Consider the following 23,894-nt stretch of genomic DNA (forward strand, 5'->3'; position numbering starts at 1 on the left):
GGCTTTCGCCGTGCTCGTCGGCGGCGATCAGGACGCTCGAAAGGTGGCAGCACGCGGGCCCTCGCCGGTCGGCCGGGGCTGAGCCGCCGGTCCGAAACACCACTTGATCACCGATGGGCACGGCACCCCGCCCGCAGTCCTGCTGACCAGCGGCAAACGCAACGACGTCACCCGGCTGATCCCCCTGCTCGACGAGGTCCTGCCGGCCGACCGCGACAATCAGGCCGCGGTTCGCCTTCCGATCCTCGCGGTGTCGGTGACACGAAGGCCGCGACCGCCTCGGCCAACGGGTGGACCGCGCCGACCCGCGCCTGGAGCCGTCCGCCCCGAAGCCGTAGTGCCCGGCAATCGCCCAGCCGCCCACGGGAGGACGTCGCCGCAGATCACGTCGGACACCGCATCGGACACCACGTCAACCTCGGCGGTGGCCGTCAGCCGGCCGGCGTCGAGGTCCAGGAACGTGCGGTCGCCGGGAGCGAGAGCGATGACGGGGTCCCGGTCGGCGGACCGGCCGGTGCCGATCACTCGGGTTCCCGCCTCCCGCCGGAGCCGCACCGCGAGCGAGCCGACTGCCTCCACGGCACGGTGGATCACGACGGTCTTGCCGGCACGATCCACCCGTGGTCGAACAGGCGCCGCCGGTCCTCCCGCCCGGGCCCCGACAGCCAGCCAGTATCCACGAGGAGCCTCCACGAACGGACTGTCGGCCGGGAACCCTGCCAGGCCGGCTGTCCAGCCCTGACGGTCCCGACGCGGCTGCCCGACCGAACCGGGCCGCCGCGCGTGCATGACCGACATCGTCCAGCCGTCGCCGCAGTGCTTCCACACCAGCGACCGCCACCGTCGGACCGCCCCGGCCAAAGGCCGGACAAGGAGGGAGGAGGTCATTCCTGTGTCTCTTCGCGGGGCTCCTCCTCGCTCGGAAGGCCCTCCGGACGGCGGCCCCGGGGCTGCTGGGGCTCGGGATAGTCGGGCGGGGGCGGGACTTGTCGGTCCACCGGCTCGTCGACGGTCACGGTCATCGGCTCCCCGAAGTGGAGCACGGTCAGAGGTTCGCCTTCCACCAGCCGATAGCGCACGCGGGTCTGCCCGATATCGACCTTCAGCCTCTGTCCGCCTACCTGCACCGTGAAGGCCACCCTGGACAGCGCTTCGGGCAGGCGCGGTGCGAACCCCAGCAGGCCCGGCCTCCCTTCGTCGTCAAAATGTCGCCGCAAACCGCCGAAGCCGGAGACCAAGGCGATCCATGTCCCGGCGAGGGAGGCGATGTGCAGGCCGTCACGGGTGTTGTGCTCCAGGTCGTCCAGGTCCATCAGCGCGGCCTCCGCGAGGTAGGCGTAGGCCAGTCGCAGGTGCCCGGTCTCGGCTGCGAGCACCGCCTGACAGGACGCCGACAGAGAGGAGTCACGGACGGTCAGCGCCTCGTAGTAGGCGAAGTTGCGCGCTTTCTCTTCTTCGGTGAACGCGTACGCGCACTCCAGCATCGCCAGTACGACGTCGGCCTGCTTCACCACTTGCTTGCGGTACAGGTCGAAGTAGGGGTAGTGCAGGAGGAGCGGGTAGTGCTCGGGTGGGGTGGCCTCGAAGTCCCAGCGCTGGAGACTGGTGAATCCCGCCGACTGTTCATGCACGCCGAGCGCTTCGTTGTACGGCACCGCCATGCGGGCCGCGGCCTCGCGCCAGCCGGCGGTCTCCTCGTCGTCGACACCGAGTTCCTCGGCCCGGTCCGGATGACGCGTGCACACGCCTGCGGCGGCCAGCAGATTCTGGCGGGCCATCAGGTTGGTGTACAGGTTGTCCCGCGCAATCGCGCTGTACTCGTCGGGTCCGGTGACGCCGTCGATATGGAAGACACCGTCCGCGTCGTGATGGCCGAGGGAACGCCACAGTCTGGCTGTTTCGACGAGGAGGTCGAGTGCCTCGTTCCGCTCGAACTCCTCGTCTCCGGTCACCAGGACGTATCGGACCGCTGCCATGGCGATGTCCGCGTTGATGTGGAAGGCAGCCGTCCCGGCCGGCCAGTAGCCGGACGACTCCGAACCGTCGATCGTCCGCCAGGGGAACATGGCCCCCGACAGATTCAGCTCACGGGCGCGTTCCCGCGCCGCCGGCAGGATCCCGTGCCGCCAGCGCAGCGCCGGCGCGACGGTCTCCGGAGCGGTGAACGTCAGCAGCGGCAGCACATAGGACTCCGTGTCCCAGAAGGAGTGCCCGTCATACCCCGTACCGGTCAGCCCCTTCGCGGGAATCGCCCGGTTCTCGCCCCGGGCGGCCGCCTGGAGCACGTGGAAGAGAGCGAACCGCACCGCCTGCTGGATCTGTGCATCCCCCTCCACCTCCACGTCCGCTCCGGCCCAGAACCGGTCCAGGTAGGCCCTCTGCCCGGCCACCAGCCCGTCCCAGCCGGTGCTGACCGCGGCCGCCACCGCGCCGTCGACCTGGTCGCGCACGGCCGGTAGCGAGCGCTGCCCCGACCAGCCGTACGCCACGAACTTGAACAGCCGTAGCGGCTGCCCGGGCGCCAGGTCCGCCGTCACCGTCAGACGACCGACATCAGGCTCGCTCTCCGCCGTCCAGCGGGTGCTCTCCGGCCCTTCGACCAGATGGTCGGCGGCCGCTCCCACCCGTAGTGCGCTGCGGTCGGTGCGGTGCAACAGCCGCAGTCGGGTGCCCTGCGCGAAGCCTTCTTCCGGCGTCAACGGGGACTCGATCGCCGCGGCAACTCGAGGGTCGCCCTGGAGGCGGGGCAGTTGTTCGTTGGCGATGAGTTCGGACTGTACGGCCACCGTGGCCGGTCCGTCGACCGGCTCGACCTCGTACACGATGGCGGCCACCGCTCGCTGGGTGAAGGACACCAGGCGCCGCGAGGTGATCCGGACCGTACGGCCGCCGGGAGAGGTCCACCGCGCGGTGCGGCTGAGCACACCCGTACGGAAGTCCAGAACCCGCTCGTGCTCCAGCAGCCGGCCATAACGCAGATCGCACGGATGATCATCGACCAGCAGGCGGATGACCTTGCCGTCGGTGATGTTGATCATCGTCTGGCCGGACTCGGGATATCCGTAGCCGGCCTCCGCGTAGGGCAGCGGATGCCGCTCGTGGACGCCGTTGAGGTAAGCACCGGGCAGCCCGTGGGGCTCACCCTCGTCGAGGTTTCCCCGCCATCCGATGTGCCCGTTGGACAGCGCGAAAACCGACTCGCTCTGGGCGAGCAGGTCCAGGTTCAGCTCGCTTTCACGCAGGCACCATGGCTCCACTGTGAAGCTGGGATGGGTGATCACCGCGACTCCAGGATCTCGGCCGGACCGCGGACCACGACGGCCGGGACGTCTTCGCACACTGCGCCCGGCTCGGGCTTCGCTCCCCGCGCGCGGGCCGCCTCAGAGCAGGTCGTAGCGGGCTTGCCGCGCCGCCGGCGGCCGCGTGTCACCACCGCGTCGATTCGCCCGTCGAACATGTCCCTGCCGACGGGAGGCACCCCGCCTCGGCAGTCCGCGCCGGACGACACCACCGCGCGGCCCAGGGCAGCGGTTGCCGCACGCAGCACCAGACCGCTCTGTCGCATACCCCATCCGTTCACGCTTTCCGCCTCCAACGGGTCGTCCGGGGTTCCCTCAGGCAGGTGGACGCCTCGTGCGGCGAGATACATGGACACCCCGTCCTCACGGGGCCCGCCGTCGACGCGGTCGTCGTAGTCGTCGACCACCTCGAAGGGCACAAAGCCAGTCCCCTCACTCGTCACGCGTGTGCAGAGATCGTCGTCGAACATCTTGTTCCGGGCGGCCGCGCACACCTTCACGGTCCGGGTGAGCACCCCGTCGAGATCGAGCAAGCAGGCACGGACGCCGGCAGGAAAGCCCAGCACGGCCTTGAGGCTAGGCCGTGCCCACAGTCGCTGGTCCGCGCGTGCTGCCCGGCACGCCGGAAGGCACCCGCTCGGTCGAGGCACGGACGGCGGCCACGGCGCCTATCACGAGACGCACTCGAGCAGGCCACAAGCGACAGTCATCGAGTCCCGGGTCAGTCAGCGACATGGGGACTGACCTCCGGGGCCGGACGGCCCCGTCAGGGTTCTCACTCAGGCCCGGGAGGGATGGGTCACTCGCTGTGCTGCAGGCGTAGGGCCAGCGCCGGCCACTGGTTTACGGTGCGGCGGGCGGCGTGCTCCTGCCAGGGAGCCACCGGGATGGTGGTGGAGGTTGGGTAACCGTGCGGGCCGAGACGGACGAGGTCGGGGGCCAGCACGGTGCACAGGCCGTGGCCGGAGCAGCGGGACCAGTTCACCTCCAGCCGGGCGCCCTCATTCCGCGGGAGGGGCGGCACGCCGTGCACCCGGCGGCCGCAGCCGGGGCCGGAGAGGGCTCTGCACGACGTCGCCCATTCTTAACCCGCGCCCCACCGGCGCCAACGGTCCCCAATTCGAACAATGACCGTAGAAAGCCCCTGCAGAGGCACTACTTTCCCGCCCGGGCGGTGCGGAGTCGGGCATACGACCGTCCGTAGTAGACACAGCGAGCGGTGTGAGTGGGCTCACCCGTGCAGGGCGTATGCGGATCGTCCGCTGGTGGCCGCCGCTGTCCGGCCGGCCTTGTCTGTCAGGGGCGGTCCACGCGGAAGTGGTAGCAGCCGTATTCGACGGCCCGGACATGTACCTGGGCGGTCTCGGGGTCGGTGAAGGCCTCGGCCAGTGCTTGTTCGAAGGCCGCGTGGGCATCGTCGGGGAGTGTCACCATGCGGCCGCCCGTGATGTGGCCTCGGCTGTCGTAGCGGCGCAGGACGCGCAGGGCGCCGGGGCGCGCCCAGGGGTAGCCGGGGTTCTCGCCGGCCGGGCCGCCGCAGTCCTCGGCGTGGATGAAGACCGGCCCCTGCTCGTCGTACGCCCCGGGGTCGGCGTCCGTCTGCGCCGCCCACCGGCGCAGCGGCGCGTAGGAGACCAGGGCGATCCGCTCTCCTTTGGTACTGGACCGCAGGCAGCAGCGCAGCGGCGCGTCGCCTTCGTCGTCCGTGTACGGGCGTGGCGAATGCCCGGCGTCGTCTCGAACACGGAGTTCCTTGAGGACCGCGGAGGGGATGGGAACGGGATGGAAGGTGGGAGTCATGTGTTCAGCGTGACGCGGGTCGGCGCGGGGACGCTGGCGGGAACCGGACGACGTCTTGCGCGCCGAAGGATCATTCGTGTTCAGCCGGCCAAGGAGCAGAGCGACCCGGTGGGTGTCCTGGGGCCCATGAGGTGTGCGACGGCGCACTCCTCGACGCAATCGCGCCACCTCGCGCTCCGTCAATGCTTCATCACCTCCTGGGCAGAGATCCCACGGTCAGCTCCGCGCACCGCGGAGCGCTCCCGCCGACTCCGGCCGCGCCTCTGGCGGACCGCGCCCACGCCGGAGACCATGGCGCCCTGCTCACACGATCGCGACGTATGAGACGTCGTCCCGGACGACCGGCGCCACCAGCTTCGCAGATCTTCCGGCCGCACGGCGTGCGGTCGCCCGAACCGCTCTCCCCGCACGCGGTCCGCCATCCGCGGGGCCGGGTCCCCCACGAGGAGTTGCTGAAATGTCCCATGATTCCCCCGAGTTATCCTCGGACCGGCCGCCGTACGACCGCTCCGCCTACGACCGCTCCGCGTACGACGATCCCTCGCCCGGCAGTCCCTGGTACGACCGCCCTTCCCCCGCCTGGTCGGCCGGTCAGGAGGAGTCGTCCGGCGTCCGTCCCGCGAATCCCCGCTCCGGCGCCCACCGCACCCTGCGCCTGCTGCGGCGCGCGTACCGCTGGCATCGGCGCGTGGCGACCCTCACCGCGCTCGGCTACTTCGCGGCCTTCCTCACCCTGACCGTCAAGGCGCCTTCCCTGATGGCCCGCCCGGGCCCCGGCGGTCTGCCCATCGGACTGGTCCTGGCCCTCGCCCAGATCCCGGTCACCTGGCTCGCGGTCCTCCTCTACGAAGCCGCCGCGCACCGCTTCGTGGATCCCCTGGCGCGCCATGCCCGCCGCCAGATGCGCGCGGCCGTCGCGGACCGGGAGCAGGCGCCGTGACCGAGTTCGGCGGCTCCGCCCAGTCCTGGTCCCTCATCGCGTTCTGCTCGGTCGTCGCCCTCACCCTGCTGTTGTGCGTGCTCACCGGCCCGGAGGCCGACGACCTCGCCGAGTTCTACACCGGGTACCGGTCCCTCTCGCCGATACGCAACGGGCTGGCCGTCGCCGGTGACTACATCTCCGCCGCCACCGTCCTCACCGTCGGGGGGATCATCGCCCTGTGCGGCTACGACGGCATCGTCCTGGCCCTGAGCGCCTTGCTGTCCCTGTTGCTGCTGATGTTCCTGCTGGCCGAACCCCTCCACAACACCGGCCGCTACACCATGGGCGACGCGCTGGCCCGCCGGCACCCGGCACGGTCCGTGCGCGTCACGGCCTGCCTGGTCACCCTGGCCGCGCTCGTCCCGATGATGGTCGTACAGCTGGCCGGGGTCGGTGACCTCCTGGCGTACGTCCTCGGGTTCACCGAGCCCGGCATGAAGAACGGATGCGTGGCCGGGGCAGGTGTCCTCATGATCACTTATGCGGCGCTGGGAGGGATGCCCGGCACCGCGCTGGTCCAGATCATCAAGACCGTGGTGCTGCTCGCCTCGGGGCTGGTCGTGAGCGTGTTGATCCTGCGCATGTTCGGCTGGCAGCCCCAGGCCCTGTTCCACGCGGCTGCCCGGCAGAGCGGGGCGGGGCCCGCCTATCTGAGGTGGGGTCTGCAGTACTCCAGCAGCCCGCATCCGGCCCTCGACATGGCCAGCACCCAGTGTGCCATCGTGCTCGGCGGTGCCAGCCTGCCGCACGTCACCATGCGGATGTACACCGCCGGCACCCCGCGTCAGGTCCGCCGTGCGATGTCCTGGGCGGTCTCCTCGGTGACCCTGTTCATCCTGATGCTCACGCTGATCTGCACCGGCGCGACCGCGCTCGTCGGTCATGACCGCATCGTCGCCGCCGACGCGCACGGTACGACCGCCTATCTCCTGGGCGCCCGCGCCGCGTTCGGAACGGATCTGTCCCGGCCGGAGAGCCTGCTCTTCGCCACCGTCACCACTGCCGTCTTCCTCACGCTCCTCGCCTCCGTGGCGAGCATGACACTGGCCTGCGCCAACGCCCTCGCCCACGACCTGACCGCAGCCCGCGCCACTCCCCCGGCCCCGGCGCGAGAACTCGCCCTCGCCCGGTCCAGCGCCCTGGCCGTGGGCATACCCACCATCCTCCTGGCCGTCCTCGCCCAGCACCGCAGCCTTCAGCCCCTGGCGACCGTCTCCTTCACCCTCGGCGCCTCGGCCATCGCCCCCGCGCTCCTCTACACCCTCTTCTGGCGTCGGTACACGCGCGCCGCGCTCCTAGCCACCCTCGTCGTGGGCTCGCTGACCGTCCTGGCCCTGGCGCCCGGCACCACGCTGGTATCCGGTACGCCTCTGTCCGCCTTCCCGGAGGCCGACTTCGCCTGGTTCCCGTACAACACGCCCGCCCTCGTCTCCGTACCCGCCGGCTTCCTCACCGGCTGGCTCACCACGGTCCTGGCCGGCCGACGAACCACCGACCACGAACGCAGCCGCTACGAATCCCACGAACAGCACCTCCTCACCGGCCCGCCGCCGCGCCACTCGCCCCAGTAGTGCTTCGTCGTGACCAGCAGTACGGGGCGCCCGCACAGCGAGCGCCCCGTACCTTTCACCGCCCTTCGGCACCTACTCGATATTGATCTTGAATGTGCTGGTCGTGTTGCGAATGTCCTGGGCGTTGCCGCTCATCCGCAGGTTGCGGAAGGTGGCCTCGCCGACGGCCGGGCCCTGGCCGGGTTCCGGCAGTTCGTTGGCCCAGATGCCGAAGCCGGACTTGGCGTCGAACGTGTCACCGCTCTTCTTGGAGTTGGTGATGGAGATGTCGGTGAAGATGGTGTCCTTCACCGGGAACTGCGGCTGGCCGCCGACGTAGTTGGTCTGGAACATCACGCCTCCGTAGGTGGAGTCGTCGATGTCGACGTCGTTGACCCGGATCCCCTGGAAGACCTTCGAGGCGGAGAACGCCCAGATGGCGGGGAAGACCTGCGAGCCCCAGAAGTGGCCGCCCGTCCGGTCCAGGGAGACGTTCTCGATCGTCGTGGGCTCGGTGCCGAAGCCGTTCATCGGGTAGCCGAAGTCCAGCGAGGAGATCGTGATGCCGGAGTAGACGAGCGTGTCCGCGACCCGGATGTTGCGGAAGGTGTTGTTGTAGCCGCCGTAGACGGCGATGCCTGCCGCTCGCCAGGTGAGTGTGGACGTCAGGTTCTCGTAGAGGTTGTTCTTCTCGTCGGCGCCGCCGGCGTCGATCGCCGAGAAGAGCGCGAAGCTGTCGTCGCCCGTGGCGCGGGCGTCGTTGTTGACCACGTGGTTGTCCGTGGATCCGTTGGTCATGTTGATGCCGTCGGCGAACATGTCACGGATGCGGGAGTTCTCGATGGTCATGTTGTCGGTGTTGGCGCCCCAGTACAGGCACACCATGTGCTCGACCCAGATGTTGTCGATCGTGATGTTCGAGACGTTGGAGAAGTCGAACACCTTGCCCGGGCCGTCGATCCGGGACGTGTAGTTGCCGAAGTAGGAGAAGCCGGCGAACGTCGAGCCGTTGGCGGTGGCTTCGGCCCGGAAGCCGACGTCGGTGTTCTCCTGCGAGGAGGGGGCGTGGAAGCGGGTGAACCACGGCCCGGCTCCGACGACCTTGACCGCCTTGCCGTAGACCTGGAACTTGCTGGAGGTCTCGTAGTCACCGGCGGGCAGATAGACGCCGACGAGCTTGCCCGTGGTGTCCATGCGGACCTTGTCGAGCGCGTTCTGCACGTCCTGGTGCGAGAAGCCGGCCGGGACCGTGTAGGCGGCGGGGTCCGGATTCGGGTTCGCCGTCGCCTGTTCGAGGTTGACGAAGTCGATGGCGTAGGTGGAGGTGTTGGCCGCGTCCTTCTGGAGGCGGATCTTGGAACCGGCCTGGACGGTCGTGCCGAGCAGCAGGTTCGCCTCGTCGTAGATATGGCGCGGGGCGCCGGAGCCGGGTGAGTTGCCGGGCGCGGTCTCGCTGCCGTAGAGCCAGGCGTACTTCGAGGTGAGGTCGATCGCCTTGAGGAACTGGCCGTCGACGTAGACGTCGAGGGTGGTGTCGGTGCCGTCCGGGATCGAGAAGCGGGTGACCAGGGTGTTGGTCGCCGCACGGGTGGTCCACTCGACGTACTGGCCGGTCCCGGTGAGGGTCACCGCCTTGCGGCCGCTCGCCTCGCCGGCGAGGTCGCCGATGGTCCGGTTCGGGCCGACGACCTTGGCGCCGCCGCCGACCGTGCCGTCCTCGGCCTCGTACATGTCGTAGGGCATGTCCGCGCCGCGGCCGACGAACAGGGGTTGCGTGGTCGTGTTGTTGGTGCGCTTGACCGGCAGTTCGTTGGCGTCGTCGGCGATGACCGTCTTGACGGTGTACTTGCCGTTGACGGCCGTCCAGGAGCCGAGGGCGATCGGTGCGGTCGTCTGGCCGGATGCGATGGCGCCGTTGTAGGAGCCGCTGAGCGTCTTGACGGTGGCGCCGCCCGCGTCCTGGATCGTCAGGGTGACGCCGTGGGCGCCGGAGGCCGAAGCGGTCGTCCCCTGGTTCTTGATCGCGACGGTGAAGGCGACCGCGTCGCCCGCCGAGGCACTGGACGGGGACCAGGCGACCGGCGCCGCGACCAGATCGGAGCTGGAGACGGGCTTGACGACCAAGGCGTCGGAGCGGGTGAAGACGTTGTTCGCCTCGTTCTGCTCGATGACCTTGTTCGACGGGTCCACCTCGGCGCCGACCGGGTAACTGCCCGCGTCGCGGGTGCCGATGCTCGCGGTGACCGTCGTCGACTGGCCCGCCGCGAGGGCAGGGACAGCGGCCGTGGCGGCCTTGGTGCCGCCGAGCGTGAAGTTCAGGTCGGTGGCCGCGGACGCCTTGCTGCCGCTGTTGGTGACGGTCGCCGTCAGGCTGATGGCGTCCGACTCGACCGGGGCGGCCGGCGTGTTGGTGATGCCGGTGACCTTGAGGTCCGGGTTGGCGGCGGGCGTGCCGATCACCTGCACCTCGGCGACCTGCGCGCCCGGGGCTCCGGTGTTCGACGCGAACTTGAGCTGGATGTCGGCGGCGGCGCCGGAGACCGGGATGGTCACCGTGTTGCCGGTCGCCGGGTTGAACGTGTAGTCCTTCGCCGCGACGAGACTGGTGAAGGCTGTGGCGTCCTGGTCGCGGCCGAGCACCTGGATGTTCTGGGTGCGGGTGGACCAGGCGGCGTCCGGGTTGAGCTTGACGACGACCTGGCTGAGATCGGCGTTTGCACCCAGCTTGGTGGTGAGGGTGGCCGGGTAGGCGCCGCCCGCGCTCTCCCAATAGGTGCTGGTCTGGCCGTCGTTGGCGTTCGTGGCGACGTAGGTGAAGGTGTACGAGGATGCCTCGATGGGCTTGCCCTGGGCGAGGTCGGAGCCGGTGCCGGAACCGTTGCGGGTGACGCTGTTGCTCGCCACCGACACGTTCCCCGCGGCGTCCTTCGCCTTCACGTAGTAGGTGACCGTGGCCGTCGGCGAAGGGGTGTCGGTGTACGTCGTGACGTCACCCGCCACGGACTTGACGAGCTGGCCGCCCGCGTAGATGTCGTAGCCGGTGACCTGGACGTTGTCGCTCGACGCCTGCCAGGTGAGCTTCACGTCGCTGCCCGACTGGGTGTAGGCGAGGTTGCCCGGTGCCGTGGGGGCCTGGGTGTCGCCGGTCGATCCCTTGCGGGTGACGCTGTTGCTGTTGGCGGAGACGTTGCCCGCCGCGTCCTTGGCCCGCACGAAGTAGGTGATGTCGCTGCCGGCCGGCTGGGTGTCCGTATAGGTCAGGACGTTCCCGGCGACGCTCGCCCGCAACTGGCCGTTGGCGTAGACGTCGTAGCCGGTGACGGCCGTGTCGTCGGTGGCCGCGTTCCAGGTCAGCTTGATCTGCCCGGTGGCGGGCTCGGTGTAGCTCAGGCTGGTCGGCGCGGTGGGTGCCTGGGTGTCGCCGGTGGCCGGTCCGTAGACCTCCAGCTCGGACGCCTGCCCGGCGGGCCAGCCGCTGTTGGCGGTGAACAGCGCGCGCACGTATCGCGTGGTGGTCGTGTCGAAGGTGATGGTCGTCGACTGGTCGTTGGAGCTGTCGAAGGTGTACGCCTTCGAGGCCGTGAGGTCGGTGAAGTTCTGGTTGTCGGTCGAGCCCTGGATCTTGAGCGTCTGGCTCCGGCTCGGCCAGCCGCTGGGCAGCCGCAGCGTCACCTGGTTCACCTTGACCGACGAGCCGAGGTCGACCTGGAGCCACTGCGGGAAGGCGTTGTTCGTGCTCTCCCAGTAGGTGTTGCGGTTGCCGTCACCGGCGTTGGCCGCGCCGTAGACGTCGGCGTGTCCGCTCTCGCTGAAGGGTTTGCCCTGGGCGAGGTTGGGGGTCGAGGCGGCGGTCGTGAGGACCTGCATCTCGGCGAGCTGCGCGGTGGCGCCGACCGAGTTGGCGCTGAAGTCGGCCCGTACGAACCGGGCGAGCGTCGCGGGGACGGAGATCTTCACCGTGTTGTCGTTGCCGGGGCTGAAGACGTACTGGGCCGACGACTTGAGTGTGGCGAAGCTCTTGCCGTCGGCGCTGCCCTGGAGCGCCAGCGTCTGCTTGCGGGTCTGCCAGTGTTCGGGCAGCCGCAGCACGACCTGACGGACACGCTCGGTCCGTCCGAGGTCGGTCTGCACCCATTGGGCCGACTTCTTTCCGGCCTGCCAGTAGGTGTCGGTGTCACCGTCGGTGACGTTGGCGGCCGCATGTGCGGCGCGGGCGCTGCCTGCCTTGGTCCTGGCGTCCGCGGCGGCGTTCGGTCCGCCTGCCGCGTGTGCGCCGACGGCGGGCAGACCCAGAACCATGACGGCGGAGGCGAGTACAGCGGTCGCTGCGCGCCGTCTCCAGGATCTCGGCTTGTGTCGAGTCATGCGGGGTCGCTTTCTGCGGAGGCTCGCACGCCAAAGGGGCGGCGAGGGCGGCTCGTTCCTGGCGGAGTGGTGCAGAAAGGTGCGGGACGATCAGTTCTCTGCGGTTCTCTGCGGTTCTCTGCGGTTCTCTGCGGTTCTCTGCGAAGCGGTGGCGCGGTGCGTGGCACACGATTCCCAGCGGGAGGCAGTGCGCAGGATATTGCGTTGATTCATCGAAATATTGCAGACAGGTGTGAGTGGGTCCACAGGCAGGACGGCACAAATTTCACCAGAAGCACTCATGCCGCGGCGGTGCAGGCGGCACTCGCACCCGTTATGGATGGATGAGGCGGTCAAAGTGCATGCAGCCAGGCGCAGTTCACACGACTTGGTACCTCGGTCCGCAACTCGGATGCGAGTGGTGCGCTTGCGTCACCGGACCGCAAGCGAACGCAAGCTGCGTAAAAAATTGCGCAACTGTCCGTGCGGTGGGAGGCTTCCGGGCTGTCGTCCATGCGTCGTTGTCTCGCTTCGCGGGCCGAGGACGACGCCGAGGCCGTCGTGGACGTGGCGGCCGACGCCCGGCACGCCGAGGTGCGTCTGGCAGGCGCAAGGATCGGCTGAACACCGCGCTGCAATCGCTGTTCGCCAACCCCGAGGTGTAGAAGCAGGCCAAGGCGGTCGGCGGCGGGGCGATGTTCGCGCTCGCGCCGGGGAAGGGGATCCAGGCCCACCGGGAGAGCGGCGGGACCCTGCACACCTACGTGGCACTGCGCAGGTCGCAGGAGTGGTTCGCCGGTATCGACTTCGCCGATGCCGGCACGGCTGTCAGGCAGATCGCGGCGGAGTTCGACGGCTGGGCACCCGAGCTGACCGCGCTGGTCACCGACGGCGAGACCACGCCGGTCCTGCGCCCCCTCCACACGCTGCCCGTCGGGCACCGGTGGGACCGGATGCCTGGAGTGACGCTGCTCGGCGACGCCGCCCACCTCATGGTCCCGAACGGGGAGGGCGCCAACCTGGCCATGTACGACGGCGCCGAACTCGGCAAGTCCCTCGCCGCGCACCCCGACGACACCGAGCGCGCGCTCACGGCGTACGAGCGGGCCATGTTCCCCCGCAGCGCCGAGGAGGCCGTCGAAGCCGTCCGGCTCCACGAGCTCATGTACGGCGACGACACGCCTCACGGCCTGATCGCCATGTTCAACGGAGGTGAACAGACCCCGTGAACGGTGCCTGCTTCCCGGCGGCTCGGTCGTCGGCATAGCGCTGGTGCCACGCAGGTACGGCGGGATCGCGGGCATGTCGAAGGGCAGCGGCAGGGTGGCCAGGCCGAGCCGCTCCCGGGCCGCGCGGGTGACCACGCCGGGGAGGGTGACGACCAGGTCGGTGTCGAGGGCGAGGTGCAGTGCGGTGTCCGCGGTGGGTCCTGCGGCTGGAGAACACCCTCAACACCATGCTCTTCCCGGTGCCGGCCGACGGGGGTTCCACGCCGACGCGCCGCACCGAGTACGTCGTCGAGGGCCGGGCGGTCCTCGAGGTCCGGGAGAGCCGCACGGCCGAGCAGTCCCGAGTGGCGGCCCCGGCCCGGTGGCACCAGGCTGGATGCCGGAGAGCCCCGCCGGGCCGCGTCGGCCCGAGTCCTCGGGTCCCGCGCGCGCACGGTGTTTGACTCAAGCACGCAGGGTCACCCGCTCGGTCGGAGCGCGAACGCTCCGGAAACGAAGGACGCGAGCACATCCGTACGGCACCGTCCCTGCGCGAGGCCACGGGTGCACCGGCCGGTCCATGGACGCCGTGAGGACCGGTACCTCACTGCTCCGTGCGGAGAAAGGCAGAGTCATGACGCAGAAACCACCCCTGACCACCACCGACTCCGGTGCCCCCGTCGAGAGTGACGAGCACTCGCTCACAGTGGGGCCCGGGGGACCGGTCCTGCTGCAGGACGCCTATCTGATCGAGCAGATGGCGCAGTTCAACCGGGAGCGCATTCCCGAGCGCCAGCCGCATGCCAAGGGGAGCGGCGCGTTCGGTCACTTCGAGGTGACCGAGGACGTCAGCGCCTACACCATGGCAGGCCTGTTCCAGCCGGGCACCCGCACCGACCTGGTCATCCGTTTCTCGACGGTCGCCGGTGAGCGGGGCAGCCCCGACACCTGGCGCGACCCTCGCGGCTTCGCGGTGAAGTTCTACACCAGCGAGGGCAACTACGACATGGTCGGCAACAACACGCCGGTGTTCTTCGTGAAGGACCCGATGAAGTTCCAGCACTTCATCCGCTCCCAGAAGCGCCGCGCCGACAACAACCTGCGCGACCACGACATGCAGTGGGACTTCTGGACACTCTCCCCGGAGTCGGCCCACCAGGTCACCTGGCTGATGGGCGACCGCGGTATCCCCCGGACCTGGCGCCACATGAACGGCTACACCTCCCACACCTACATGTGGATCAACGCCAGGGGCGAACGGTACTGGGTGAAGTACCACTTCAAGACCGACCAGGGGATCGAGTTCTTCACCCAGCACGAGGCCGACCAGATGGCAGCCGCCGACACGGATTACCACATGCGCGACCTGTTCGAGCACATCCGTGACGGCGAGTTCCCGAGCTGGACCCTGTACGTGCAGCTCATGCCGTACGCGGAGGCCGCGGGCTACCGCTTCAACCCGTTCGACCTCACCAAGGTGTGGCCGCACGGTGACTATCCGCTCATTCCGGTCGGCCGGATGACCCTGGACCGCAACCCGACCGACAACCACGCCGAGATCGAACAGGCGGCGTTCCAGCCCAACAACTTCGTCCCGGGTATCGGGCCGAGCCCGGACCGTATGCTGCTGGCGCGGCTGTTCTCCTACGCGGACGCCCACCGGTACCGCATCGGCGCCAACTACCAGCAGCTCCCCGTGAACGCACCCGTCGTCGACGTCCACACGTACTCCAAGGACGGGGCGATGGCGTACCGGAAGACGACCGATCCGGTGTACGCCCCGAACTCGAAGGGCGGTCCTGCGGCCGACCCCGCCCGCTTCGGGCCGCCGCCCACCTGGGCGGCCGACGGCGAGATCACCCGCGCCGCGTACGTGTCCCACCCAGAGGACGACGACTGGGGCCAGCCCGGCACGATGGTCCGGGAAGTGCTGGACGACGCCGCCCGCGACCGTCTGGTCGACAACGTCGTCGGGCATCTCCTCAACGGCGTCACCGAACCGGTCCTTCAGCGTGCCTTCACCTACTGGTCGAACATCGACGAGACGATCGGCAAGCGCATCGCCGCGGGCGTGCGGGCCAAGGCCGACGAGAGGGACCCCAAGGCCGCCGAACAGGGCAATCCCGCACGGACCTCCATGCAGGACAAGGCCTGACCTCATCCATCTGCGCCATGGGCTGACCGGGTCGGTCAGTCCGTGGCGCGTCCTGCGTGCGGCAAAACGCCTGTGCGCGAGCTTGCCGCCGTTGGATGGCTGAGCACATCTCCGAGACCGTCGTCCCAGCGGCCCGCGCCCGGATCGAACGCGGCGCGGTCGAGGTGATCGGGGCGGTGCTCGAAGGATCCGGCAAACCTTTCGCGTTCGCCTCGGGAACCCTGGGTCTCACCCCCGGGGGGCGTCTCAGGTGCCGAGCAGGGCCGGGGCGATGATGTCGTCGATGGTGAGCAGGTGCTTGGACAGGCCCTGTTCGTGGTGGTAGCGAAGGAACGTGTTGACGGCCTTGCGGTTGCGTTCGACGCCGTACGGCCACCAGTCGTCGCCGAGCAGTTGGCGGTTGCGGTCGAAGAGGCTGCTGAACCACGGGGTCATCAGGTCCCAGTGCTGTTTGGCCGCCCCGTCGACGTAGCGCTGCCCAGCCAGGTCCTTGGCGGTGCGGAACGCGTCGTAGACGGCCTTGACGAGGGTGGTGTCGGTGGCGAGTTCCCTGCGCACGGCCACCAGGTGCATCGGCGGGAAGATGCCGGTACGGCGGAAGTAGTCCCGCTCGGCCGACTCGTAGTCGGGAAAGAGGCGCGCCACACGGGGGGAACCTTTGAGGATCGCGTCGGGCACGTCGACGGAGACCAGCGCGTCGATCTCGCCTGTCTGGAGGAGAGCCCCGAGGGTCTGGCCCTGGCCGAGGTGCCGGATGTCTACGCCCTCCGGCAGCGGCTGGGGCAGCCAGTCGAAGGGCGGGAGCGGAAAGTTCGTGCCGCCGATGACCCAGGAGCAGTCCTCGGGCCGTACTCCGAATTCGTCCGCCAGGATGCCCTTGGGCCATACCCCGGCGTCATGGCCGTAGAGGGCGAACTCGCCGATGCGCCGGCCCGCGAGGTCCTCGGGCTTCTCGATGCCGCTGTCGGTGTTGACGAAGATCGCCGAGTGCCGGAAGTTGCGGTTCGGGAAGATCGGCAGACCCACGAACGGGCTCTCCTCGGTGTCCCACATCCGCAGGAAGTAGGTCAGGCCCAGCTCGGCGACGTCGAACTCCCCGAGCACCATCTTGCGGAAGATCTCCGAGACGACCGGCGCCGACTCGAAGGCGGCCGACACGCCCTCGGTCTCGACGTCCCCGTTGAACAGCCCCTCCGTGTGTTCGTAGCGGTGGACGCCGACCCTGATCCGGCGATCACTCATGGGATGCCTCCTCATCCGGCACGATGTTCCGCGAATAACCATTCACGGAAAGGGTTGCGTGATTGACGGGAACAGTCAAGATGAATCATCATTCACTTTAGAGGAGGGTAGGAGGGCTGATGCCGCGGATCACACCGGAACGCCGGGCCGCCAACCGTGCCGTGATCGTCGCGGCGGCCCGGCGCTGCTTCTCACGCTCCGGGTTCCACCAGACGTCCATGCCCAACATCGCCGCGGAGGCGGGTGTCGCGGTCGGCGCCACCTACCGCTACTTCGCCGGCAAGGACGAACTGATCATCGAGATCGCCAAGGACGCCTTCGCGGTCGTTCTCGGCCCTCTGGACCGGCTCCACGACGAGGACGGCGAGGACAGCGCAGAGTCCGCGGCCGACCTGATCGCCGCGGCAGTCCGGGCCACGGTGACCGCCGAGCCCGTCGACGCCGCCGGGAATCCCGTGCCCGTCGACGAACTCCTGCGCTGCGCGGTGCAGACGTGGGGCGAGATCCTGCGCCACGAAGGGCTGCGCGAGCGCGCCACCGAAGGCGTGGACCGCGCGCTCGGACATCTGACGGCGGTCCTGCGGCGCGGCCAGCGGCACGGCGACGTGCCTGCCGGTCTTGATCCCGTCCAGGGAGCCCGTGCCGTGCTGGCCCTCCTGCACGGCTTTCTGCTCCAGCAGGTCGCCTTCGGCCCGGTCGACGCAGACGCCTTCACCCACGCCGTACGCGCCCTGCTGACCGGCCGGCCCGAGGCGTGAACCCCGGTTATGGCCCGGGTCGAAGGCGGGCGGTTCCCACGACGCCGTCGTCCAAGGTCACCGGCCGGCGCCGCGCGCTCCCGGCGGTCGCGGCACAGTGACCATGACGCACCTGACAGCGGACCTCCGCCATCTGCGCGTCGCCGCGCACCTCGAACTCGTCTCGCTGATCGTCCTGCTGGGCAACCTCGCCACCGCGCATCTGCGGTCCGTCTCCTCCCTGATGGGACCGGCTCACGGCTGCGCCTCCCTCTTCGTCGTCGCCGCGACCTGGCGGCTGAAACCGGCCACGAGCACCGTGAAGGCCACCGCTTTCCTCCCCGGCGTGGGCGGTCTGCTCGCACTGCGGCTGCTCACGCGACCCAGGAGCGCCGAATAGCGTTTGGGTCGCCCCGCCCGTTCCTCCCTTCAGGGCTCGGGCGTGGCCTGACTGTCCGGGTGGCCGTGGCAGCTCCACGGAATGCGGGCGTCGCCTGAGGATGTGAGACTGCTGATCGCCGACGCCCGCAGGCGCTGCTCCGAGGGAGGCGAGGAGGCGAGGGTAGGTGGTGACGTCCGATTCCGGTGACGACGCGTTGCAGGAGTTCCTGGCCGACGCGGTCAACAAGACCGAGGACCTCGCCCCCGCCCTGGCCCGCTGTGCCAAGGCGCTCGGGCTGCATCACGCGGTTGCCTACCTGGCCGATCTCCAGCAGCGGCACCTGGTCCCGCTCACGGACGTCACCTCGGTCCTGCCCATCGACGACTCGCTGGCGGGATGGACGTACCGAACGCAGTCGCTGCGGGTCGAGCCGTCCGAGAGCGGGACGGTGACCGCCTGGTTCCCGCTGATCGACGGCGCCGAGCGGCTGGGCGTCCTGGCCGTGCACGCGCCCGTCCTCTCCGCCGCCTCGCTGACCCGCGGCAGGGCACTGGCCACCCTGGTGGCGATGATGGTCACCTCCCGGCGCGCTTACAAGGACTCCTTCGTCCGGCGTACCCGCACCGAACGGATGCGGTTGCCGTCCGAGATGCTCCGCGCGTTCCTGCCGCCGCGGATCATCGGAAACGCCCGTGTGGTCTCCACGGCCGTCCTCGAACCCGCGTACGAGATCGGCGGCGACGCCTTCGACCACGCCCTTACCGAGTCGACGCTGCATGCCAGCGTCCTCGACGCCATGGGCCACAACCTCGCCTCCGGACTCACCAGTGCGCTCGCTGGCGGCCTGCCGCAACGCCCGCCGTATCGGTGCCGAGCTGCCGGAGCTCGTGCGGACCGTCGACGAAGCCCTTGCCGAGTGGCTGCCGGACCAGTTCTGCACCGCCGTCCTGGCCGAACTCGCCGTCGACACGGGTGTGCTGCGGTGGTGCAACTGCGGCCACCCCGCCCCGCTCCTCATCCGCGACCAGCGGCTGCTGACGGACGCCCTGGAACGTGATCCGGACCCTCCGCTGGGACTGCCCCACCTGCTGGCCGGCCGCGAGCGCGGTATCCACGAGACGACCCTCCAGCCCGGCGACCGGGTCCTGCTCTACACCGACGGTGTCACCGAGGCGCGCACCTGGGACGGGGAGTTGTTCGGGCTCCAGCGGTTCGCCGACTACGTCATCCGTGCCACCGCCGCCGGCGAGCTGGCTCCGGAGACCCTGCGGCGGCTGATCCACTCGATCCTCGACGTGGAGACCAGCCGGCTGAAGGACGACGCGACGATCTTGCTTCTTGAGTGGCAGCCGCCATCGGCCGGCGGACGAGGAGCAGGCTGACAGGCCCGAACTGCGGCGCGGTAGCAGGCCGCCGGTGGGCGACGGGCCGGCCGTCATGCGGCTGGCGGTGCATTTCTGGCGGGCCGGGCTCGGCTCCCGCGGCGTGGAGGCGTGCGGCCGGGCGGCGCGGGAGCCGTCGGAGAGGTGGGACACATGGACAGGGACGCCCCCGTTCCGGGGGTCGTCGTCGGCGTTGACGGTTCGCCGACCTCCTACGCCGCCCTGCGCTGGGCCGTGCGCTACGCAGGTCTGGTCGGCGGCACCGTGGAAGCGATCGCCGCCTGGGAGCTGCAGGGACTGCAGAGCTGGTCGGGGCCCGCCGTCGACATGGACACCGACGAGGACGACGCCCGGCAGCGGATGCGGCAGGAGCTGACCGAGGTGCTGGGCCCGGACACCGCAGGCTCGGTCGCCGCGCACCTGGTGCACGGCAACGCCGCGGACATCCTGCTGCGGGCCGCGCAGGGCGCCGAGGTGCTGGTCGTCGGCAGCAGGGGGCGCGGCGGATTCGCCCGCGCCCTGCTCGGGTCCGTGAGCCAGCCCGTGTCCCAGCACGCCCCCTGCCCCGTCGTGATCGTCCGCTCCCAGCCGTCCTGACCCGGCGGGCCGCAGCAGGGCTACTGGTTGCTGAACGCGGCGTCGAAAGAGGCTTTCGGCACCGGCCACAGCAGCGAGCGTACGAAGGTCACCGCCTCCGCGGCGCCGTGCAGGCGGTCCATGCCGGCGTCCTCCCATTCGATGGAGATGGGACCGTCGTAGCCGATGGACTCCAGGGCGCGGAAGGCGTCCTCCCAGGGGACGTCGCCGTGGCCGGTGGAGACGAAGTCCCAGCCCCGGCGCGGGTCGCCCCACGGTTGGTGCGAGCCGAGGACGCCGGCCCGGCCGTTGCGCGGGCGCAGCCGAGTGTCCTTGCAGTCGACGTGGTAGATGCGGTCCTCGAAGTCGGTGATGAACCCGACCGGGTCGATGTTCTGCCACATCATGTGACTGGGGTCCCAGTTGAAACCGAAGGCCTCGCGGTGGCCGATCGCCTCCAGTGCGCGGACGCTGGTCCAGTAGTCGTAGGCGATCTCGCCGGGGTGCACCTCGTGGGCGAAGCGCACTCCCTCCGCGTCGAACACGTCGAGGATCGGGTTCCAGCGGGTGGCGAAGTCCTCGTAGCCGGCGTCGATGACGGTGGCCGGCACCGGCGGGAACATGGCGACATAGGGCCAGATGGACGAGCCGGTGAAACCGACGACGGTGTTCACGCCCAGTTTGCGGGCCACCCGCGCGGCGCGCTTCATGTCCTCGGCGGCGCGCTGCCGTACTCCTTCCGCGTCGCCGTCGCCCCAGACGTACGGGCGCAGGATCGCCTGGTGGCGGAAATCGATGGGCGCGTCGCAGACGGCCTGGCCCGCGAGGTGGTTGGAGATGGCGTACACCTTGAGACCGTGCCGGTCCAGGATCTCCAGGCGTGATGCCGCGTAGGCGTCGTCCTCGTCGGCGCGCTCCAGGTCGAGATGGTCTCCCGAAGCGGCGATCTCCAGGCCGTCGTAGCCCCACCGCGCGGCGAGGCGGGCGACGTCCTCGAAGGGGAGGTCGGCCCACTGTCCGGTGAACAGGGTGACGGGGTGGGTGGATGCGGTCATGTGCGGTCCTCCGTCGCGAATGCGGTCTCGATCCAGGCGCCCCGCTCGGCGGCGGAAGCCAGAACGGCCTCGGTGAGCCGTGCGGCACGCAGTCCGTCGGCGAACGTCGGCATCCCCTCAGGGTGCCCGCCCTGTACGGCGCTGTAGACATCGGTGACGAACGCCGTGAAGGCGTCCTGGTATCCGAGGGCGTGACCGGGGGGCAGCACCGACAGTCGGGCGGAGTCCGGGGCGGCGGTGCCGGGATCGCGCAGGAGCAGGTGCGACCCGTCACGCCTGCCGATCCACAGTTCCTCGGGGCGTTCCTGTTCGAAGCGCACGCTCTGCCGGGTGCCGTGGAGTTCCAGGGTGAGGCTGTTCTTGCGGCCGGGGGCGAGCTGGCTGACGAGCAGGGTGCCCAACGCCCCGTTGCCGAGTTCGACGAGGAGAGCGGCCGTGTCCTCGTTGGTGACCTCGGTGTCGCCACGCTGGGCGAAGACGGTTCGGGTGCGGGCGGCGAGGCGGTGGATGCGCTGGCCGGAGACGAACTCGACGAGGTCGCACAGGTGGGAGCCGATGTCGGCGAAGGCTCGGGAGGCGCCGCCCGCCTCCGGGTCGGCGCGCCAGTTGGTGTCGTCGGGGTCGAGGAGCCAGTCCTGGAGGTAGCCGGCGTCCAGGGTGAGGACGGTGCCGAGTTGTCCGTCCGCCACGAGGGAGCGGGCCTGCCGTGCCATCGGGTGGTAGCGGTAGACGAAGGGGACCGCAGCCACACGGCCGGCCTCCCGCGCGGCCCGGACCAGTCGTTCTGCGTCCGCCGCCGTGGTGGCCAGGGGCTTCTCGCAGATGACGTGTGCGCCCGCGGCCAGCGCCGCCAGGGTGTGTTCGGTGTGGAGTCGGTTGGGGCTGCATACGTGGATGACGTCGAGGTCGCCGGCCGCGGCGAGGCGGTGGGCATCCGCTTCGGAGCGTTCGACGCCGAGGGTCTCGGCGGCCTGTTCGCCGCGTTCGGGGGTCGAGCTCGCGAGGGCGGTCGGGTGTGCGCGGGCGGCCCGGCTCGCGCGGGTGTGCACGGCCGCCATGAAGCCGCCGCCGATGAATCCGGCGCGCAGGGGGCGGTTCACAGGGTGGCCCCGAAGGGGTCTCGGTCCTCGGGGACGAGCGGTATCTCGCCGGCGGTGCTGGCGACTTGGACCATCTCGCCGGAGGTGACGGACTCGTCGATGGAGATCATGGCGTCCAGGACGTGGTAGCCGAGGTCTCCGGAAGCGATGTGGGGGCGTCCGCCGCGGATGGCGCGAGCCATGTCCAGGACGCCCAGTCCGCGGCCGGCCTCGATGCCGACGGGCGTGACCGTCTCCCATGCGGGATCCTGGCCCGGTTGCTGGACCCGGGTGATCCGCACGTCTCCCGCGAAGGTGTTGGGGTCGGGCAGGACCAGAGTGCCCTCGGTGCCGGTGATCTCGACGAAGCCGGTGCGGGTGAGCGGGGAGTCGAAGCTGAACACGCTCTGGCCGACCCCGCCGCTCTCGAACTGCGTGAGCGCGGAGACATGGGTGGGTACGGCCACGGTGAACTCGGTGCCCGCCCGGTGGCCGTTCCTGACCGTGCGCACCGCCCGGGCCGTGGAGCCGACCGCGGCGACCCGGCTGACCGAGCCGAACAGGCAGACCAGGGCGGTGATGTAGTAGGGCCCCATGTCGAAGAGGGGACCGGCGCCCTTGGCGAACAGGAACTCGGGGTCGGGGTGCCACAGGTCGGGCCCCGCGTTCTGCATGACGGTCTGCGCGGACAGCGGGGTGCCGATGTCACCGCGGGCGATGGCCCGCAGGGCGGTCTGCAGTCCGGGGCCGAGCACCGTGTCGGGGGCGACCCCGACGCGCAGCCCGGCCGCGGCCGCCCGGTCGAGCAGGGCGCGTGCCTCGGCCCGGTCGACGGCGATGGGCTTCTCGGACCAGACATGCTTGCTCGCCGCGACGATCGCCGAGCTGACCTCGGCGTGGACGGCGGGAACGGTCAGGTTGACGACTATGTCGACGCCCGGGTGGGCGAGGACGTCCGCGGCGGTTCCCCACTCCTCGACGCCGTACTTGCGGGCCTGGGTCTCGGCGCGCCCGGTGTCGAGGTCGCCTACGACGGCCACGTGCAGGTCGGGGAACCGGGTGAGGTTGCTCAGGTACTGGTCGCTGATGTTGCCGGCGCCGACGAGGCCGATGCCGACCGGGTTGTGTGCCGCCATCAGGCGATGCCCTTCCCGTTGAGGTAGGAGACGCCGGCCGCGATGCCTTCGAAGATGTCGCCGTCGTAGTGGTCGAACTCGATGACGGCGTACTCGGCGTCCGATGCCGCGGCCAGCGAGGCGTCGAGCGGTATCTCTCCCCGGCCCGCCGGAACCTGGCGGGTGTCGGCGGGGTCGAAGGGGGCGCCGGAGGTGAACGGGTCGTCGATGACGGGGCCGTCCTTCACATGCAGGGCGCGCACCCGTGAACCCAGGCGGTCCAGCAGCGAGACGACGTCGTTGCCACCGGCCGAGGCCCAGAACAGGTCTATTTCCAGGGCGACTTCCGGGTCCAGCAGGTCGGCGAAGCGGTCGAAGGCGTTGACGCCGGCGACGGTGTGGACGAACTCCTGCGAATGGTTGTGGTATCCGACGCGCAGCCCGTGGTCGGCCGCGCGTTCCGCGGCCTCGTTCAGGAGCGCGGCGGTGCGGGCGATCTCCTGCTCGTCGGCCCAGCGGGCGGCGGGGACGAACGGATCGAAGAGGATCTCCACGCCCAGTCGACGGGCGGCCCGGAAGGTTTCGTCCAGGGTGGGTGTTCCGTCGGCCGTGTCGCGTTCCGGGGAGAGGAAGCCGGCGTGGCCGGTCGGCGCGGACAGGCCGTGCCTGGCGAGCGCGTCGGCCAGTTCGTCGGCGCGGTGCACGAATCCGAAGGCCTCGACGTTGCTCAGTCCCAGGGCGGCGAGGCGGCCGAGGGCCGCGTCTTCGTCGGCCTCAAGGGCCTGGCGGACGGAGTAGAGCTGAACCGACATCCGTGGTGTCGACATGAAGGACTCCTCTTGGGGCGGACGGCCGGGAACAGAATACCGACAGGGGTGATGGTTTCTAGAGGGCGTCTAGAAGGTTGCTGAAGATCTTGTCGTGGGCTGTCCGGCCGTAGGCCGGGCGGCCCTCTTTCGTTATGCGGTGGCCGGGGCGAGGTGCCAGG

General features: G+C 70.0%; 16 protein-coding genes and 4 pseudogenes. 9 read left to right on the forward strand and 11 right to left on the reverse strand.

Annotation, left to right across the window (positions count from 1 at the left end; translation table 11 throughout):
• Positions 1-52: 52 nt before the first annotated feature.
• Positions 53-205, forward strand: a pseudogene (locus ACZ7OO_RS39885) (IS5/IS1182 family transposase); the annotation flags it as partial.
• A gap of 679 nt (positions 206-884) precedes the next feature.
• On the opposite strand, the gene ACZ7OO_RS39890 reads toward ACZ7OO_RS39885, so the two are convergent.
• The 4 genes from ACZ7OO_RS39890 to ACZ7OO_RS39905 form a co-directional block, all read right to left on the reverse strand.
• Positions 885-3,281: a glycoside hydrolase family 65 protein gene (locus ACZ7OO_RS39890; protein ID WP_471512309.1), complete on the reverse strand. Its 2,397-nt coding sequence runs from the start codon at positions 3,279-3,281 to the stop codon at positions 885-887.
• Entirely contained in the window at positions 3,278-3,865 is a 588-nt protein-coding gene (locus ACZ7OO_RS39895) for a hypothetical protein (protein WP_471512310.1), read from the reverse strand. Before ACZ7OO_RS39895 ends, ACZ7OO_RS39890 begins: the two co-directional genes overlap by 4 nt.
• 233 nt (positions 3,866-4,098) lie before the next feature.
• Entirely contained in the window at positions 4,099-4,323 is a 225-nt protein-coding gene (locus ACZ7OO_RS39900) for a ferredoxin (RefSeq protein ID WP_471512311.1), read from the reverse strand.
• A 272-nt stretch (positions 4,324-4,595) separates the two neighbouring features.
• Positions 4,596-5,099 (reverse strand): DUF1203 domain-containing protein, encoded by a 504-nt coding sequence (locus ACZ7OO_RS39905; RefSeq protein WP_471512312.1) that lies wholly within the window; start codon positions 5,097-5,099, stop codon positions 4,596-4,598.
• Positions 5,100-5,556: 457 nt separating this feature from the next.
• Between ACZ7OO_RS39905 and ACZ7OO_RS39910 the strand changes: the two genes are divergently transcribed.
• Positions 5,557-6,039, forward strand: coding sequence for a DUF485 domain-containing protein (locus ACZ7OO_RS39910; protein ID WP_471512313.1), 483 nt, complete (start codon positions 5,557-5,559; stop codon positions 6,037-6,039).
• Entirely contained in the window at positions 6,036-7,652 is a 1,617-nt protein-coding gene (locus ACZ7OO_RS39915) for a sodium/solute symporter (protein WP_471512314.1), read from the forward strand. Before ACZ7OO_RS39910 ends, ACZ7OO_RS39915 begins: the two co-directional genes overlap by 4 nt.
• A 72-nt stretch (positions 7,653-7,724) precedes the next feature.
• On the opposite strand, the gene ACZ7OO_RS39920 is transcribed toward ACZ7OO_RS39915, so the two are convergent.
• Positions 7,725-11,996 carry a discoidin domain-containing protein gene (locus ACZ7OO_RS39920; RefSeq protein WP_471512315.1) on the reverse strand — a complete coding sequence of 1,424 codons (4,272 nt, stop codon included), beginning with the start codon at positions 11,994-11,996 and terminating at the stop codon, positions 7,725-7,727.
• A gap of 650 nt (positions 11,997-12,646) precedes the next feature.
• Here ACZ7OO_RS39920 and ACZ7OO_RS39925 point away from each other — a divergent pair.
• A pseudogene (locus ACZ7OO_RS39925) lies at positions 12,647-13,204 on the forward strand (FAD-dependent oxidoreductase); the annotation flags it as partial.
• 19 nt (positions 13,205-13,223) lie between these two features.
• Here ACZ7OO_RS39925 and ACZ7OO_RS39930 read toward each other — a convergent pair.
• Positions 13,224-13,411, reverse strand: a pseudogene (locus ACZ7OO_RS39930) (LysR family transcriptional regulator); the annotation flags it as partial.
• A 406-nt stretch (positions 13,412-13,817) separates the two neighbouring features.
• Here ACZ7OO_RS39930 and ACZ7OO_RS39935 point away from each other — a divergent pair.
• Positions 13,818-15,338, forward strand: a complete 1,521-nt coding sequence (locus ACZ7OO_RS39935; protein WP_471512316.1) for a catalase — start codon at positions 13,818-13,820, stop codon at positions 15,336-15,338.
• A gap of 246 nt (positions 15,339-15,584) precedes the next feature.
• Here the strand turns inward: ACZ7OO_RS39935 and ACZ7OO_RS39940 are convergent, their stop codons facing one another.
• Positions 15,585-16,580, reverse strand: coding sequence for a substrate-binding domain-containing protein (locus ACZ7OO_RS39940; protein ID WP_471512317.1), 996 nt, complete (start codon positions 16,578-16,580; stop codon positions 15,585-15,587).
• A 119-nt stretch (positions 16,581-16,699) separates the two neighbouring features.
• Between ACZ7OO_RS39940 and ACZ7OO_RS39945 the strand changes: the two genes are divergently transcribed.
• The 4 genes and pseudogenes from ACZ7OO_RS39945 to ACZ7OO_RS39960 all read left to right on the forward strand — a co-directional run bounded on the left by ACZ7OO_RS39945 (position 16,700) and on the right by ACZ7OO_RS39960 (position 19,678).
• Positions 16,700-17,338, forward strand: coding sequence for a TetR/AcrR family transcriptional regulator (locus ACZ7OO_RS39945; RefSeq protein WP_471512318.1), 639 nt, complete (start codon positions 16,700-16,702; stop codon positions 17,336-17,338).
• 103 nt (positions 17,339-17,441) lie between these two features.
• Positions 17,442-17,717, forward strand: a complete 276-nt coding sequence (locus ACZ7OO_RS39950; RefSeq protein WP_471512319.1) for a DUF3817 domain-containing protein — start codon at positions 17,442-17,444, stop codon at positions 17,715-17,717.
• A 166-nt stretch (positions 17,718-17,883) separates the two neighbouring features.
• Positions 17,884-19,081 (forward strand): annotated as a pseudogene (locus ACZ7OO_RS39955) (PP2C family protein-serine/threonine phosphatase).
• Between the two features lie 153 nt (positions 19,082-19,234).
• Positions 19,235-19,678 carry a universal stress protein gene (locus ACZ7OO_RS39960; RefSeq protein ID WP_471512320.1) on the forward strand — a complete coding sequence of 148 codons (444 nt, stop codon included), beginning with the start codon at positions 19,235-19,237 and terminating at the stop codon, positions 19,676-19,678.
• Positions 19,679-19,698: 20 nt separating this feature from the next.
• Here ACZ7OO_RS39960 and ACZ7OO_RS39965 read toward each other — a convergent pair whose 3' ends face one another.
• Genes ACZ7OO_RS39965 through ACZ7OO_RS39980 form a run of 4 tightly spaced genes read right to left on the reverse strand, consistent with a single transcriptional unit; the run spans position 19,699 to position 23,733 of the window.
• Positions 19,699-20,712, reverse strand: coding sequence for a sugar phosphate isomerase/epimerase family protein (locus ACZ7OO_RS39965; protein ID WP_471512321.1), 1,014 nt, complete (start codon positions 20,710-20,712; stop codon positions 19,699-19,701).
• Entirely contained in the window at positions 20,709-21,812 is a 1,104-nt protein-coding gene (locus ACZ7OO_RS39970; protein WP_471512322.1) for a Gfo/Idh/MocA family protein, read from the reverse strand. The genes ACZ7OO_RS39965 and ACZ7OO_RS39970 overlap by 4 nt, the downstream gene beginning before the upstream one ends.
• Positions 21,809-22,927, reverse strand: a complete 1,119-nt coding sequence (locus ACZ7OO_RS39975; protein WP_471512323.1) for a Gfo/Idh/MocA family protein — start codon at positions 22,925-22,927, stop codon at positions 21,809-21,811. Before ACZ7OO_RS39975 ends, ACZ7OO_RS39970 begins: the two co-directional genes overlap by 4 nt.
• Positions 22,927-23,733, reverse strand: a complete 807-nt coding sequence (locus tag ACZ7OO_RS39980) for a sugar phosphate isomerase/epimerase family protein (protein WP_471512324.1) — start codon at positions 23,731-23,733, stop codon at positions 22,927-22,929. The genes ACZ7OO_RS39975 and ACZ7OO_RS39980 overlap by 1 nt, the downstream gene beginning before the upstream one ends.
• Positions 23,734-23,894: the final 161 nt, after the last annotated feature.

It is taken from the genome of Streptomyces sp. NPDC111744, from assembly GCF_055634995.1.

Excerpts from the sequence above, each read along its gene's own strand:
- ACZ7OO_RS39905 (WP_471512312.1), bottom strand. The coding sequence starts at position 5,099 with ATGACTCCCACCTTCCATCCCGTTCCCATCCCCTCCGCGGTCCTCAAG.
- ACZ7OO_RS39910 (WP_471512313.1), top strand. The coding sequence starts at position 5,557 with ATGTCCCATGATTCCCCCGAGTTATCCTCGGACCGGCCGCCGTACGAC.
- ACZ7OO_RS39920 (WP_471512315.1), bottom strand. The coding sequence starts at position 11,996 with ATGACTCGACACAAGCCGAGATCCTGGAGACGGCGCGCAGCGACCGCT.
- ACZ7OO_RS39935 (WP_471512316.1), top strand. The coding sequence starts at position 13,818 with ATGACGCAGAAACCACCCCTGACCACCACCGACTCCGGTGCCCCCGTC.
- ACZ7OO_RS39940 (WP_471512317.1), bottom strand. The coding sequence starts at position 16,580 with ATGAGTGATCGCCGGATCAGGGTCGGCGTCCACCGCTACGAACACACG.
- ACZ7OO_RS39945 (WP_471512318.1), top strand. The coding sequence starts at position 16,700 with ATGCCGCGGATCACACCGGAACGCCGGGCCGCCAACCGTGCCGTGATC.
- ACZ7OO_RS39950 (WP_471512319.1), top strand. The coding sequence starts at position 17,442 with ATGACGCACCTGACAGCGGACCTCCGCCATCTGCGCGTCGCCGCGCAC.
- ACZ7OO_RS39960 (WP_471512320.1), top strand. The coding sequence starts at position 19,235 with ATGGACAGGGACGCCCCCGTTCCGGGGGTCGTCGTCGGCGTTGACGGT.
- ACZ7OO_RS39965 (WP_471512321.1), bottom strand. The coding sequence starts at position 20,712 with ATGACCGCATCCACCCACCCCGTCACCCTGTTCACCGGACAGTGGGCC.
- ACZ7OO_RS39975 (WP_471512323.1), bottom strand. The coding sequence starts at position 22,927 with ATGGCGGCACACAACCCGGTCGGCATCGGCCTCGTCGGCGCCGGCAAC.
- ACZ7OO_RS39980 (WP_471512324.1), bottom strand. The coding sequence starts at position 23,733 with ATGTCGACACCACGGATGTCGGTTCAGCTCTACTCCGTCCGCCAGGCC.